Annotated in this window: 14 protein-coding genes and 2 pseudogenes; 12 read left to right on the forward strand and 4 right to left on the reverse strand. The window is 68.3% G+C overall.

Features of this window, described 5'->3' with window-relative positions; genetic code table 11:
• Positions 1–14: 14 nt before the first annotated feature.
• Positions 15–3,656: a DUF7507 domain-containing protein gene (locus tag SRB5_RS21980; protein WP_194292991.1), complete on the reverse strand. Its 3,642-nt coding sequence runs from the start codon at positions 3,654–3,656 to the stop codon at positions 15–17.
• A 328-nt stretch (positions 3,657–3,984) separates the two neighbouring features.
• Between SRB5_RS21980 and SRB5_RS21985 the strand changes: the two genes are divergently transcribed.
• A complete protein-coding gene (locus SRB5_RS21985; RefSeq protein ID WP_153454696.1) occupies positions 3,985–4,710 on the forward strand; it encodes a L,D-transpeptidase family protein in 726 nt (241 codons plus the stop codon).
• Positions 4,711–5,083: 373 nt separating this feature from the next.
• On the forward strand, positions 5,084–7,510 hold the full coding sequence (locus SRB5_RS21990) for an endonuclease/exonuclease/phosphatase family protein (RefSeq protein WP_407703952.1): 2,427 nt from the start codon (positions 5,084–5,086) through the stop codon (positions 7,508–7,510).
• A gap of 76 nt (positions 7,511–7,586) precedes the next feature.
• Here the strand turns inward: SRB5_RS21990 and SRB5_RS21995 are convergent, their stop codons facing one another.
• From SRB5_RS21995 to SRB5_RS22005, 3 genes are all read right to left on the reverse strand, one after another.
• Positions 7,587–7,802, reverse strand: coding sequence for a hypothetical protein (locus SRB5_RS21995; RefSeq protein ID WP_153454698.1), 216 nt, complete (start codon positions 7,800–7,802; stop codon positions 7,587–7,589).
• Between the two features lie 283 nt (positions 7,803–8,085).
• The gene (locus SRB5_RS22000; RefSeq protein WP_153454700.1) at positions 8,086–8,589 is read right to left on the reverse strand and encodes an NUDIX domain-containing protein; all 504 of its coding nucleotides are present in this window, start codon (positions 8,587–8,589) and stop codon (positions 8,086–8,088) included.
• A 55-nt stretch (positions 8,590–8,644) separates the two neighbouring features.
• Positions 8,645–9,934: a helix-turn-helix domain-containing protein gene (locus SRB5_RS22005; protein WP_194292992.1), complete on the reverse strand. Its 1,290-nt coding sequence runs from the start codon at positions 9,932–9,934 to the stop codon at positions 8,645–8,647.
• 227 nt (positions 9,935–10,161) lie between these two features.
• Here SRB5_RS22005 and SRB5_RS22010 point away from each other — a divergent pair, with 227 nt between their 5' ends.
• The 10 genes and pseudogenes from SRB5_RS22010 (at position 10,162) to SRB5_RS22050 (ending at position 13,959) form a co-directional block, all read left to right on the forward strand.
• Positions 10,162–10,602: an ATP-binding protein gene (locus tag SRB5_RS22010; protein ID WP_153454704.1), complete on the forward strand. Its 441-nt coding sequence runs from the start codon at positions 10,162–10,164 to the stop codon at positions 10,600–10,602.
• Between the two features lie 231 nt (positions 10,603–10,833).
• Positions 10,834–11,079 carry a hypothetical protein gene (locus SRB5_RS22015; protein ID WP_153454706.1) on the forward strand — a complete coding sequence of 82 codons (246 nt, stop codon included), beginning with the start codon at positions 10,834–10,836 and terminating at the stop codon, positions 11,077–11,079.
• Positions 11,076–11,198: a hypothetical protein gene (locus SRB5_RS37560; protein WP_323378278.1), complete on the forward strand. Its 123-nt coding sequence runs from the start codon at positions 11,076–11,078 to the stop codon at positions 11,196–11,198. Before SRB5_RS22015 ends, SRB5_RS37560 begins: the two co-directional genes overlap by 4 nt.
• Positions 11,199–11,213: 15 nt before the next feature.
• Positions 11,214–11,390: pseudogene (locus SRB5_RS37745) on the forward strand (DNA-binding protein); the annotation flags it as partial.
• A 13-nt stretch (positions 11,391–11,403) separates the two neighbouring features.
• Entirely contained in the window at positions 11,404–11,682 is a 279-nt protein-coding gene (locus tag SRB5_RS22025) for a type II toxin-antitoxin system Phd/YefM family antitoxin (protein ID WP_153454708.1), read from the forward strand.
• Between the two features lie 29 nt (positions 11,683–11,711).
• Positions 11,712–11,828 (forward strand): annotated as a pseudogene (locus SRB5_RS22030) (type II toxin-antitoxin system YoeB family toxin); the annotation flags it as partial.
• 342 nt (positions 11,829–12,170) lie between these two features.
• Complete coding sequence (locus SRB5_RS22035) at positions 12,171–12,437, forward strand: hypothetical protein (RefSeq protein WP_153454710.1); 267 nt, start codon at positions 12,171–12,173, stop codon at positions 12,435–12,437.
• Positions 12,434–12,802, forward strand: coding sequence for a hypothetical protein (locus SRB5_RS22040; protein ID WP_153454712.1), 369 nt, complete (start codon positions 12,434–12,436; stop codon positions 12,800–12,802). Before SRB5_RS22035 ends, SRB5_RS22040 begins: the two co-directional genes overlap by 4 nt.
• Positions 12,799–13,077: a hypothetical protein gene (locus tag SRB5_RS22045; protein ID WP_153454714.1), complete on the forward strand. Its 279-nt coding sequence runs from the start codon at positions 12,799–12,801 to the stop codon at positions 13,075–13,077. The genes SRB5_RS22040 and SRB5_RS22045 overlap by 4 nt, the downstream gene beginning before the upstream one ends.
• Positions 13,078–13,707: 630 nt before the next feature.
• A complete protein-coding gene (locus tag SRB5_RS22050) occupies positions 13,708–13,959 on the forward strand; it encodes a hypothetical protein (protein WP_153454716.1) in 252 nt (83 codons plus the stop codon).
• The last annotated feature ends 245 nt before the right edge of the window (positions 13,960–14,204 follow it).

Below are 14,204 nucleotides of genomic sequence, written 5' to 3' on the forward strand. Positions count from 1 at the left end.
GCCGGCGGATCACGTCAGACGACGGCGCGCTCCTTGTCCTTGCACGGGTGCTCCTTGTCGCAGACCGGCACCTCCACCACGGTCGTCGCGTCCGGCGACGTGACCTCGTCGCCGGCCGGGTTACGACCGGTGGCGACGGCGGTGTTCTTCACGTGCCCGAGCCTGACGTCGTCCTCGGTGACCTTGTACGGGCCCGCCTCGCACGTCATCGACTCACCGGGTTCGAGGGTCTGCTTCGGGCAGCGGACCTCGCCGGCGACGGGGTCGTTCACGACAACGTTCGTCAGCGTCGTCCCGCCCGTGTTCGTGACCGTGAACTTCCAGCGGATCACGCCGCGACCGTGACGGCCCTTGGGCTTGCTGTGCTTGCCCTTCTTCACCAGCGCCAGCCCGTCCTCCGCGGCCGGCCGGGTGGTCACCGTCGCGTCGTCGGGCGGCGAGGTGACCCGCTCCCCGTTGTTCGCGGCGCCGACGGCCGTGTTGGTGATCTTCCCGGCCGCCAGGTCCGCCTCCGTGACGATGTACCTGCCGGTGCACGTCATCTCCTCGGACGGCGGCAGCGTCTCCGCCGGGCAGGTCACCCGGGGCGGCTCGCCGCTGCCGGAGAACTCGGTGTCGGTGACCGACGGCGCGTGGAGCGTGACGTTGCCGGTGTTGGTGAGCGTGTAGCGGTAGACGACCTCCTGCCCCGCCTCCGTCACCTCGGCCGGCTCGGCGGTCTTGGCCAGCGTCAGCGAGGCGTTGGTGGTGACGCCGAGCTCCGCGTCGTCCGGCTCGGAGCCGACGTCCTCGCCGTCCGGCCGGTCGGCCACGGCGGTGGCGGTGTTGAAGACGCCTCCCGCGTCGAGGTCGGCCTGGGTGACCCGGTAGGTCGCGGTGCAGGTGGCCGACTCCCCGTGCGGCAGCGGAGCCGCCGGGCACTCGATCTGCAGCGGCCCGTCGGAGCCGGTGAAGCGGTTCTCCAGGATCCGCAGACCGGTCAGCGTGGTCTCGCCGGTGTTGGTGACCTCGAAGGAGTACGTGACCTCGTCACCCACCGCGTTCACGGTCGCCGGTTCGACGGACTTCCGAAGGCTCAGCCCGGACGCGTACTCCCCGGTGAGGATCACCTGGGCGTCCTCCGACTCCAGCCCCTGTCCACCGGGCCCGGTCCCGACGGCGTGCGCGGTGTTGCGCACCTCGTTGCGGTCGATGTCCGCCTGGGTCAGCGTGTAGGTCGCGTAGCAGGTCACCGTGCCGTTCGGGGGCAGCGGTCCGGTCTGCTCCGGGCAGTTGATCTGGGGCGGTCCGCCGCTGCCGGTGAACTCCGTCTCCACGACCCCGACGCCGGTCAGCGAGGTGTTGCCGGTGTTGCGGATCACATAGGTGTACGTGATCTCCTGGCCCTCGTGGAAGTACTCCCGGTCGCTGGGGTCGGCCCACTTCTCCAGGCTCACCCCCGGCCGCCGCTCGGCATCGACGTGCGCTTCCGCCGAGCCGGAGTCCACCGGGTCGCCGTCCGCCGTGCGGGAGGTGAGGTGCGCGGCGTTGTCGAAGCCGCCCCGGTCGATGTCCTCCTGGCGGGTCACATAGGTCGCCGTACACCTCATCCTCGCGCCCGGGGCCAGGGTGCCGTCCCAGCCGGGCTCGCACTCCAGCGGGCCGGGGGCGCCGGCGCCGGTGAAGTCGTCCTCCACGAGCTCGACGTCGTACAGGGTGGTGTTGCCGCTGTTGACGAAGTCGAAGGTGTACCTGACCTCCTCGCCCGCGTTCGACACCGTCGTCGGTTCGACGGACTTGGCCAGGTCGAGGGACGGCGTCTGCGTGACGTCGACGGTCTCCGTGTCGTCGTGCCGCACCTCGGTGCCGTCGGGATCGTTCGCGACGGCGCTCGCCGCGTTGACGATCGCGACGCCCCGGTCGATGTCCTCCTGGCTGACCGTGTACGTGGATCTGCAGGTGGTGGCCTGGGCCGGCTGCAGGGTGACGTCGTCGCACTCGATGCCGGTCTTGCCGCCGGTGCCGCTGAAGTAGGTCTCGTCGATGTGCACGTTCTCGAGGACGGTGTTGCCCTCGTTGACGACGCGATAGCTGTACGTCACTTCCTCACCGGCCGCGGCGACCGTCGTGGGGTTCGCGGTCTTGTCCAGGCTCAGCGCCGGGGACTGCACCTCGACCTCCACCCGGGCGTCCGCGTCGTCCCGCACCTCGCCGCCGTCGCGGTTGCTCGTACCGATCGCGGTGGCGTTGTTGGTGATGTAGCCGCGGGCCACGTCCTCGGCGGTGACGGTGTACGGGAAGCCGCACGTGGTGGTCTGCCCGGGCAGCAGGCCGCCGTCCGGGACCGGGCACGGGACCGGGGTGCCGGACAGGGGGTCCTCGACGCGGATGTCGTGCAGGGCGGTCTGGCCGTCGTTGCGGACGGTGAACTCGTAGTCGACGGTGTCCCCGGCGCGGTGGACGACCGGCGGGTCCGGGGTCTTGGTCAGGTCGATGGCGTCGGCGCCGACCGCCGTGTTGGTGACGACACAGGTGAAGTCACCGTCCATGGGTGGGATCTGCACCGTCCAGTTGCCGGTACCGCCCCAGACGTTGACCGGATTGCCGAACGGGTCGAAGCAGTCGGCGCGGGTGTCGTAGCCCGCGTCCTGCGGCCACTGCCAGGTGCCGTCCATCCACTCGTCGATGACGTAGTCCTGCCCACCGTGGATCGGCATGGGCCCCGTCTCGAAGTGGCTCTCGCCGCCCGAGGTGACCAGCTCGCCGACGTTCCCGGTGTTGGGGCTCCACACGTTCAGCCGGAACTGGTCGTCCGGCAGATTGCGGCCCTCGACCTTCTTGACGAGGTTCAGCGTGCCCTTCCCGATCCAGCCGCCCCCGACCCCGCACTGCGCGCCGTCACCGACGACCCGCGGGCCGGCGCCGTTGGGGAGCTCGGTGGCGTAGTTGCCGAAGACGTCGATGCGGTAGGTGATGCCGTTCGAGTACGAGTGCGTGTAGAGGTAGTAGCCGTCGGTGTAGGTCGCCCGGTGGTCGATGGGATCGGGAGGGAACGGGAGGTACGGCAGATTGCTCACCGGACCCAGGTCCTGGAAGGAGCCGGGGGCCTGGGTGTTGAAGTAGACCAGGTGGGCGTTGCCGCCGCCGTACGGGTCACTCACCCCGTACAGGCCGGGCCCGTACGGCCCCGACCGCATGTACGTCCAGTCGCCGGGCAGCCGGCCGTTGGGGGGCGGGGGCGTGTAACCGCTGCGGACCTGGTAGGCGTACCCCGTCGTCAGGTCGAACTCCGCCCACTGGCCGTCGCTGCTGAGCACCCAGTAGTGCCCGAACTCGTCGACGTCACCGGCGATGGCCCGTTGGAAGGGCACGCCGCCCATGTAAGAGAAATTGCCGTACCGGTCGATCCTGACGATGTCGGAACTGCCGTTCACGACCCCGTAGAAGAAGCCGTCGTGCGGGTTGTACCCGACGGCGTCGACGGGATCCTGGCTGGACCCCACCGGATACATGCTGCCGTCGTTCGAGTTGACCTCGAAGATCGTGGCGGGCCCGTACCCCGGCTCACCGGCCTCGAAGTAGTACCCCGTGCCCTGGTCCCCCGACGTGGGGCACCACCACGGCTCCTGCGCGGCCGCGGGAGACGCCGCCATCGCCACGAGAGGCAGTGCGATCACGGTGGACAGCAGCACCGCCCACAACCGGGCCCACCGTCCGGGCCCCCGGGCCCGCCGTCGTCTCGTCGTCGGCATCATCTGTTTCCTCTCGTGACAGCGCATATCGCCTCAAGAGCAAACAAAATGAAAGGTTCGTATAACGCGAAAGAATCGCTATTGCATCTTATGTTCCATCGAATGGGGGACGTCGTTACGGAGGACGCCGCAGCATTGGACCGTGAGGATGATATGAGGAGTTCTCCCACGTCATGCCGCCCTCAACCGCCCATGACATCTGATAGCCCTGATTCCTGACAGCCACATCAGGGAGGGCAGCAAAATGCACCGAATGACCCGGCACCACGTATGGACCCTGCTCTTAGCGATCGCCACCCTCACCGCGCTCGCAACCCCCGCGGCAGCCGCCGCCCCCAAAATCCCGCTCCCGGACATCGAAATCGTCCCGCCCGCCGAAAAGGGCAAACAGGCCCCCTTCTGCTCCACCACAACGGGCCCCCACCAAAAGGCCCTCGAGCGCTACCTGAAGCTCACCCCCGACGGCAAGCAGTCCCCCGCGGACTGCGCCGCGATCCAGCGCTTCCAGGACACGTACGACATCTGGCCGGACACCGGCTACGCGGGCCCGGTGACCTGGATGGCCGCCAAACTGGCCTACGCCCAGGAACACCCCAACGACAAGAACCGCTGCCACCCGGCCCCCCGGGTCATCTGCATCGACCTGACCCGCCAGATCCTCTGGCTCCAGCAGGACACGAAGACCGTCTACGGCCCCATCCCGATCCGCACGGGCACCGACGCCTACGCCACCCGCGCCGGCACCCACAAGGTGTACCTGCGCAACGTGGACCACTGGTCGACGATCTACGACGCCCCCATGCCGTACGCCCAGTTCTTCGACGGCGGCCAGGCCGTGCACGGCTCGTACGGCAGCCTCTTCAGCCCGTCGGGGTCACACGGCTGCGTCAACCTCCACTACGAGGAGGCGAAGGCGCTGTGGGCCAAGACAAAGAAGGGCGACACGGTGCATGTCTTCGGCCGTAAACCGGCGGAGTAACCCCCCGCCCCAGGTCAGTCGTTGGCGTGGCTCATCGCCCAGTACCCCATGAACGCACCCCGGTTGTGCCAGCACCAGCCGACGACCGCCGCGCCCAGCCCGATCACCACGATCTTCCGCGTCCGTGACACGTCTCACTCCCCCTCCGGCCAATGCCGGCCGGTCCCGGCCGACCTGCGCCAACGACCGTCACACACGCCGCCGTCGGTAGCAAGAAGTTCACGTCGGAAACCTTGTTACGCCATGTTCTACGCGCGTATCTTCACCCCTGGACCCGCGACGGGGCACCCCAGAGGCGCCCCCCGCCGAGACCCCACCGACCTGGCGCCGGCGCGGCGACCGGGCCATCCCGTGATGAAGGAGCTCCGCACCGGTGCCCAGCCACATAACGAACCGCCGCTCCCACCGCTTGCTGCTGCGTGCCGCGCTCCCCACCGCGGTCACCGCGTCCCTGGTGCTCGTCCCGCTGCCCGGCGCCGTCGCCGTGCCCTCGGCCGGTGCGGTCATCGCCGAGGTGTACGGCGGTGGCGGCAACTCCGGTGCGACGCTGAAGAACGACTTCGTCGAGCTCGCCAACCCCTCCGGCGCCGCCTTCGGCCTGACCGGCTACAGCGTGCAGTACCTCCCCGGCAGCCCCAGCGCCACCAGCAAGTGGGGCGTCACCCCGCTGACCGGCGAGGTCGCCCCCGGCGGCCACTACCTGGTCGCCGAGTCCGCCGGTACGGGCGGCACGGTGAACCTCCCGGCGCCCGACGCCTCCGGCAGCATCGCGATGTCCGCCACGACGGGCACCATCGCCCTGGTCAACGGCACCGAGGCGCTGACCTGCAAGACCACCGAGGAGTGCGCCGCCGACGCCCGCATCGTCGACCTGGTCGGCTTCGGCACCGCCGTCGTCCACGAGGGCTCCGGCGCCGCCCCCGGCACGTCGAACACCGCCTCGGTGTCCCGCGCCGCGTCCCTCGCCGACACCGACGACAACGCCGCCGACCTCACGGCCGGCGCGCCCTCCCCCGTCAACAGCGCGGGCGAGACCACCCCCGGCGACGGTGGCGACGACGGCAACCCGACCGAGCCCGGCACCGTCCGCATCCACGACATCCAGGGCACCACCCGCGTCTCCCCGCTGGCCGGCACCACGGTCACCGGCGTCCCCGGCGTGGTCACCGGCGTGCGCACGTACGGCTCGAAGGGCTTCTGGATCCAGGACCCGGCCGCGGACGCGGACCCTGCCACCAGCGAGGGCGTCTTCGTCTACACCGGCAGCGCCCCGATCACCGTCAAGGCCGGCGACTCGGTGCTGGTCACGGCCAAGGTCACCGAGTACTACCCGAACAACTCGGGCGGCTCGCAGTCCCTCACGGAACTCTCCGCGCCGAAGACCACGGTCCTCTCCTCGGGCAACGCGCTGCCCGCCCCGGTCGTCCTGAACGGCTCGAACATCCCGGCCGCGTACACCCCGGAGGCGGACGGCGGCTCGATCGAGTCCCTGCCGCTGCGGCCGGACGCGTACGCGCTCGACCTGTACGAGTCCCTCGAGTCCATGGACGTCGAGGTCCGTGACGTACCGGTGACGCAGGCCAGCAACTCGTACCACGAGCTGTGGGTGGACGCCCGCGAGCAGGACCCGCGTTCGGCGCGCGGCGGCGTGGTCTACCTCGGCTACGACCGGCCGAACTCCGGCCGCATCATGGTCCAGTCGCTGGGCCCGGTCGAGGAGTTCCCGGTCACCGACGTCGGCGACACCCTCACGGGCGCGACGGGCGGTCCGCTGGACTACACGGAGTTCGGCGGCTACACCGTCGCGGCCACCCGGGTCGGCTCGGTCGATTCGGGCGGGCTGGAGCGGGAGGTCACGCAGTCCGGTCTGCCGTCGGAGCTGAAGATCGGCACGTACAACGTCGAGAACCTCGACCCGTCCGACCCCGACGAGAAGTTCGCCGCCCTCGCCACCGGCGTGGTGACGAACCTGCGCTCGCCCGACATCCTGGCCCTCGAGGAGGTCCAGGACAACAACGGCGCGGTCAACGACGGCACGGTGGCCTCGGACGCCACGGTCGCCAAATTCGTGGAGGCGATCAAGGCGGCGGGCGGCCCGGCGTACGACTGGCGCTCGGTCGACCCCGAGGACCTGACGGACGGCGGCGAGCCCGGCGGCAACATCCGCCAGGTGTTCCTCTTCAACCCGGCCCGCGTCTCGTTCACGGACATCCCCGGCGGCGACGCGACGACGCCGGTGGGCGTGACGGGCCACGGCGAGTACACCCGCCTGACGGCCTCCCCCGGCCGGATCGACCCCACGAACGAGGCGTGGGAGGACAGCCGCAAGCCGCTGGTCGGCCAGTTCCTCTTCCACGACAAGCCGGTCTTCGTGATCGCCAACCACTTCAACAGCAAGGGCGGCGACCAGGGCCTCGACAGCCGCTTCCAGCAGCCGAACCGCACCTCGGAGGTCCAGCGCACCAAGCAGGCGGCGGCGGAACAGTCCTTCGTCGCCGACCTCCTGGCGGCGGACCCGTCCGCGGCGGTGGTCTCGCTGGGCGACTTCAACGACTACCAGTTCTCCCCGGCGATGAAGACCCTCACCAAGGACGGCGCCCTGCGCGACCTGGTGAACACCCTCCCGGCGACGGAGCGCTACTCGTACGTCTACCAGGGCAACTCCCAGGTCCTCGACCACATCCTGGTCAGCCCCGGCCTGAAGCCCCAGCAGACGTCGTACGACGTGGTCCACATCAACGCCGAATTCGCCACGCAGGCCTCGGACCACGACCCTCAGGTGGTCCGAATCAAGCCCTGACCTGGGGCTGCTCCTCCGGAGGGCCGTTCCCCGCCGCACGGGCGGGGGCGGCCTTCCGGTCGCTCCCGGGGGGTGCCTACCGCTTCGGGTAATCGTCGTACCGCCGGGGCGTCTCCTCGGGCACACAGACGGCTTCCGCCTTGCCCTCGACCTGCACCGACCGCTCCCCGTCGGGGCAGTCGTCGTCCTCGACCTCGGAGCAGGCCCCGAGACTCACGAGGGCCGCCGCCCCCAGGGCGACGCGACGGGAGCGCTGGGGCGGGAGGGTATCGAGGGCAACGTCACCGGACATCTCCAACTCGTGGGCGGGCGCGGCCCATGGTACGGACGCCTCTTGGTGCGGAGCGTCATCACTGTCGTGCCAGCCCGCTGACGACAAGCTCGGCCTCCCGGCCCACCGGTGCGTCTTCGTCGACGACAGCGAAGCGATTGTCGAGGCATCACACCGACTGGGCATGACGCCGGTCCTCGCACTGGACGAACAGGTGGCGACCACGCGTCTGCGTGACCTGCTCGGCATACCCGACCTGTAGGAACTGGGCTACGGCCGGGTGCGCCACGTACGAGGATCGGGGCTACCAGAGAGCCGTGCCGTCGTGCAGATATGCGGTTCGACCCTCGTGCTGTGCCCTCAGAGCTGCCGCCAAGCGCTTCCGCATGCGCTCCCGCACCAGTCCGAGCGCCTCGTCCACGACGATGAACCGCGCCTCCGCCAGCTCCCCGTCCACCGGGTGCAGGTCGTCCCGATCGAGGATCCCACCGTCGAAAATGAACGCAAGCTGGTCGTCCCACGGCCCGTGCGGGGCCACCCAGTCCACGACCAGCAGGCCGTGGAGGGCAACTGCCAGGCCCAACTCCTCGGCCAGCTCCCGGACGACAGCACCCTCCGGCGGCTCGTTGTCCTCGGCCATCCCCCCGGGTAGGTCCCACCCCGGCTTGTACGTCGGACGCACGAGGAGAACACGGCCGGCGGAGTCCCGAAGTAGCAGGTCAGCGGCAACGCGCTTTCGTGCCTGCTTGGCATTGCCCTCGGCGAGATAGGCGTACCAGGCATCCGGGTCGTCGGGCGTGGGCCTCATACGGGTGGCCTTCCCTCGGAGCGGCGTCGCAGCGCGTCTGCATGACCCGCTTGTCTTACCCAACCTCCAGGAATTCACGGACGGCTGGGTGTGCGACATGCGGAGACAACTGCCCACGCAGCCCCTTCAGCTCCGAGGACGAACGCGCGGAATCCACCGACCCGAGGCATGTCGCGGCGTGCCGTGCGGTAGCGATCGCGGCGTCCAGATCGTGCATGGCGAGGTGTGCTTCGGCAGCGCGGGCCAAATAGATCGCGTGGGTTCGCGGATACTCGAAGTCGCCGGGGTACTCCTCCCTGGCTGCCTCGAAATGCTGGAGGGCTTGACGAGGATCATTGAGCTGCAGCGCAGACGAACCGGCGATCATCTCGATCTCGCCGCGGGAGACCCAGTACAGGGTCCGCGGGTCATCGTCGTGCCGTCCCTTGTCCAGGGCAGTGAGTGCCAGATGCAGCTGTCGGGCGCATCCCCTCTTGTCGCCGACTTTCGACAGTGCCCGTGCGGTACGCGCCGCGAGCATGGCGTGCATACGCGGTGTACCCGCACGGCGTACCTGCTCCGTCGCTGTCTCCAGGAGGGAGACGCTTCTGTTTCCCTGTCCGGGAGTGGAGTAGCACTGAATGGCGGCAAAGGAGAGTGCGTAGGCTCCGCTGATCGGATCGCCGGCCTCTGCCGAGGCTCGGAGGGCGCCGTCGAAGAAGCGCTGGGCGAGTCCCGGACACCCCTGGTCGAAGGCCGCCCACGCGACCTGGCGAGCCGCTTCGGATGCCATCGTGTGCAAGTGGCGCGTCGTGGCGGAGTCGTTGCGACCCGACTTGATCAGACGGACGATGAGAGACAGTTCACTTCGCGCCAGCTGAAGTACATCTCCGCTGCCGATCTTGTCGTCAAGGCGCCGCAAGTGATCGAGTCTGTCGTCCACATGCGCTACGAGGGCCGGACCGCTCGTCGTAGCCGCTGCCGCACTGTCGGATCCGCCGGGTGCCACGGCCTTGGACCAACTGCTCGCCGAGACGGAGAGCGCAATTCCCGCCGACAGTAAGCCCCGACGATCCACATTGCTTCCTTTCAGCAGGTGGGTCAGCACAGACAGAGTCTCAGGCTGATTCCAAGGTACTCCGGCAGGACCCAGCAAGCCGGTGTCGTGCAGCGCGTCCGTGAAGGTGCCTTCGGTCCGCAGCACTCTGTCGTAGGCGGCAGCCACGTCTACGGTCACCGATCGGTTCCCGTTCTCCACGTTGCGCAGGTACGCCTCGCCGAACCCCGCCTCACTCGCGAACCTGGCCCACACCATGCCGGACGCCCTTCGCGCCCGGCGCATCTCGTCACGGAGCTGCTCGGACATCGGCCTCGCCTCCGCTTTGGGATCGGTGCTGGATCGGGTCAAGGCATTGTCCACCGACCGGTAGCGCTGTGTGCTTGTTTCAGCACAGAACGCAAGGTACGTGGGCGACCCCATCGCTGCCACCGACCCCCTGATCGGCGGCCATCCGCACCACATGCCCTGCCGTACCCCTCCCAGGAGGTCGACAGGTGACGTCGTCAACAGATCAACGTGCGCGGATGGCCCCGGTGGCTTCCTGGCCACGGACCATGCCCCACCAGCTGGCTCTCGCCACGACAGCAGATCCGGTGCACCTGGCGTTCCTCCGCCGCACCATCAAGCATCAGCTGGCCGGTTGGGGCCTGGACGACCTGACATCGGACGCGATGACTGTCTCCGGCGAGCTTCTGGCCAACGCAATGGAGCACGCCGGAGGCAATATCTACGCACGGTTCACGGTCCGGCCGTCCCAGCTACTCATCGAAGTACTGGACGGCTCCAGCGACGTGCCCCGGATCCGGCCCATCGCGTCCTGGAGCGAACGAGGACGAGGCCTGTCGGTCGTTCAGGCGCTCAGCGCCGAATGGGGCTACTGGCGTACCCCCACCGGAAAGACCGTCTGGGCCGTACTCACCAACCCGCCGCCCGCCTCGCCCGACGCGGGCATCGGCTCGTCCGAGGCCGCATAGACGACTCCGCCCCCGGTTCCTTGCGCAAGGGCACGTACCGGGGGCGGTTCCACACAGCCGGACACCGACAGTGGACTGGCGCACTGCCTATCGGCAGCTGTCGTAGCGGCCTGTCGACTACCCCGACGTCATCCACCGCGCTTCGGTGGCGTTCCTGGCAGCCTTCGAGTCCGGTTTGGCATCACGCGAGGGTGAACATCCGCGTCGGTAACACCGTGGCATGGTCGTCGTATGGCGAAGACGAAGAAGGTGACGATCACGCTCCCGGCAGAGCTGCTGGAAAGCATGAAGGCGCATACGGACAACGTGTCCGGTTACATCACCGAACTCGTCGAACAGGCCGAGCGGCGCCGGCTTCTGCGGGACGAACTGGACCGCTGCCAGACAGAGAGCGGGACGTTCACGGACGAGGAGATGACCAAGGCCCGCGCGATGCTGCACGGCACCGGGGCCGAGGAGGCGGACCGCGCCGCGTGAACATCGAGACGCTGGTGCTCGACTCACAGGGTTTCTCCTCGTGGATCGTGCAGGACCGTGCAGTGATGAGCTTGCTGGAGCAGGCGGAGCGTGACGGCGTGTCCGGGTCGAGGACGTGACCAAGGACAGCGTCCGCCCGGCGCAGTGCCCAGCTCCTCGAGTCCGCCGGACTGCACGGTCACGAGTACGCCATCGACTCCATGGTCGCCGAGGTGGCCTTGCGCCTGCCGGGGCCGGTGGCGGTCCTCACATCCGATGCCGACGACATGGTGAAGCTGTGCGGGCAACGGGTACGTGTGATCGGTCTATGAGGAGGAGAAGGGCATGACCATAAGCGCCGGCGAGGCCCGCCAGCGCCTCTACCCCCTGCTCAAGCAGGTGAACGACGATCACGCCCCCGTGCGGATCTCCTCGAAGCAGGGAAACGCGGTCCTCATGTCCGAAGAGGACTTCGACGCCTGGCAGGAAACCATGTACCTGCTGTCCACCCCTGCCAATGCGTCTCGGCTGCTCGCCGCCGTCGCACGGGACAAGGCTGGGCAGGAACCCACCGTCACCACCACGGTGGACGAGCTTCATGAGATGGCCGAGGGTTCTGGGTGAGGGACATTACCTGGGGCCCGGAGGCATGGGGCAACCTGTCCGGCTACTGGTCCCGGCGTGTGGACGACGCCCATCGCATCGTCTACCGGTGGGACGACAAAGCGGTGAAGATCATCAAGGCCCGATTCCATTACAGCGACCACTGACTGACCCAGCTGCCGGTGTGGTCCAGGCAAGACAAGAGCCCCGGGCCACTGGCCTGGGGCTTCTTCGTGGAGCGGGTGACGAGAATCGAACTCGCGCTCTGAGCTTGGGAATCACCAGGCGCCGCACTAAGAAATGGCCTGTGACCTGCCAAAATGTGCATTGGCCGCCGCAATGCGGAGTGCCCGATCACCCCGCTGTTGACCGCTGTTCACCAGCCCTACTGGCACGCCGCGGCACGCTGGACCTCATCGTGGCTCTGGCTAACGCAGACCGGCTCGGCACGATGATCGTCGGGCCGTCGGCCATAGCGTTAAGGATTCATGACGGTTTATGCTCGGGCTGTGCGAGCTACGAGTGACCCCCTGACCGAAGACGAGAAGGCCGATCTGGACGAAGCCGTCAAGGCTGTCCGCCGGGCGGAGCAGGCCCTCGCATGTGCACAGAAGCACCTCAATCACACTGCGGGCCGCATCGGCTCCGCCGACCGCTACGGGCAGAAGGCCTCAGTGGGTCGCCGCGTCGGCTGGTCCCGCCAGCACGTCACCACCCTCGCCAACGCCTACGGGGCAGGCGAGCTGGACCAGGAGGAGGAGATCGAAGCCGCATGAGTAGCGCACCCCAGCCGTCTGCCATTCCGCAACCGCCCGCCCAGCCTGAGGCCATCCGTGCCGCCCTCGCCCGGGTCGCCCCTCACCTGCTCGCCGACTTCGACCGCGACCGCGCGGCCAGCACTGCCCGCGCACGCGCCGAGGTGTCCGCCGGGCCCCTCCGCACGTTCGCGGAGGCGTGGGCCGTTGAGGTCGCCATTGCCCGCCACCCGGAGACCGCCGCCCGGCTTCACGCCCTGGAGACTCACGCCGGAGAGGTCACCGATCTCGGCGCGGCGCGTGGCATCGCCGCCGAGATCAGCCGCATCCGCAACGCCGCCGCAGCCGAGGCGGGAATCCGTACTGCCGGTGAGGCCGCCCAGTGACCGACGAGGGTTGGGTATGGGAGTACGCCTTCCACACCGAGGACGAGGCCAGCTACCCGAAGGTTGTGCGCGACGAGGTGAAGGCCGTCGCCGACCAGATCGTCGAACTGGCCAACCTCGGCATCGACCCAGCCGACCTCGGCGAACCCACCCCTGGCACGGCTCGCCGTCACATGCTCCCCTCCGGCGGCTGGTTCGAGGCCCAGGCGCTCCCTCGGATGAGGCCCCGCCTCCTGGCCGTGGTCCTGGTCGTACCACCGCCGCACCTGCTCTGACGCAAGAAGGGGTGGTAGCGCGGCGGTAGTGCCCGGCGCCAGGAAGGTCAGGACAACTGTGAAGCCCCGGGCCGCTGGCCTGGGGCTTCTTCGTGGAGCGGGTGACGAGAATCGAACTCGCGCTCTGAGCTTGGGAATCACCAGGCCCAGCGCCACGCATTGCCCCCGTGACCTGCGAAAACGGACGCCAGCCACGCCCGTGCCTAGTACGTGCTTGCCCCGGCGCTGACCGATGTTGACCGCCCCTACTGGCACGTTGTGGCACGCTCCCTGGCAGTGCAGGTACAGGAAGCAGCGACCGCGGGGCTGTTTGTAGGGAGTCTGGTGCGGGCTGTCGCCTGGGGACGCTACGCAGTGAGGGGCGCTATGGATGCTGGAACTTCGGCTGTGCTCGCTGGAGGTATTGCTGCAGTCGTGTCGTTGGGGGGTACTTGGATCACGTATCGACAGGCCAAACGGCAGACGAAATCAGAGGCTCAGCTTCAGCTCCGTGAGCCCAGAAAGCGTACGTACAGGGACTTCCTGTTGGCTTGCCGGGAAGCCCTCAATGCGCTCGCCGCTCAGCGGGAAGAGGAGACACAGGAAGCCGATGGAGGGTGTATTGAACACACGCTGGACCAGCATCGATCCGTGCTGCAACGCGTCCTCGCGGAGGTAAGCCTGGAGGGTCCCGAGGTCGTCACTGAGGCTGCCAACAAGACCGTCAAAGCATTTGACGAGCTGTACCATCAAGCCTTTACCTGGAACGCGAGCGGGGGAGATGCGCACGACGATGGCCGCCCGATCGGCTTCGGTGGCGACTACACCCGCGACATCAGAGTGGCGCTGGACCGCTACCTGAAGGAAGCACGAAAGGCTCTGGCAACCTCCGCGGATGGGTAGACGATGCAGCTGCTATGCGCTTACGCGAAATCACTCATTTCTGAGTCTTATCCCTATGATTGGCTGGCCGAACGGCAGGCTGAGGTACGTTCCGGGACTTGGCGGGTCCCTGACGTCGGGAGAAGAAGGTCCAGTTCGAGGGCTACGCCTTGACCTGCGTGGCTGAGCAAGGTTTCACGGCCACGGCGGAGGAACTGTACCACCTGCTGCAGCTTCACACTTTTCCCACCTTCGGTGGCCAAGCC

The sequence above is a fragment of the Streptomyces smaragdinus genome (genome assembly GCF_009604385.1).
GTDB classification, from domain to species: Bacteria; Actinomycetota; Actinomycetes; order Streptomycetales; family Streptomycetaceae; genus Streptomyces; species Streptomyces smaragdinus.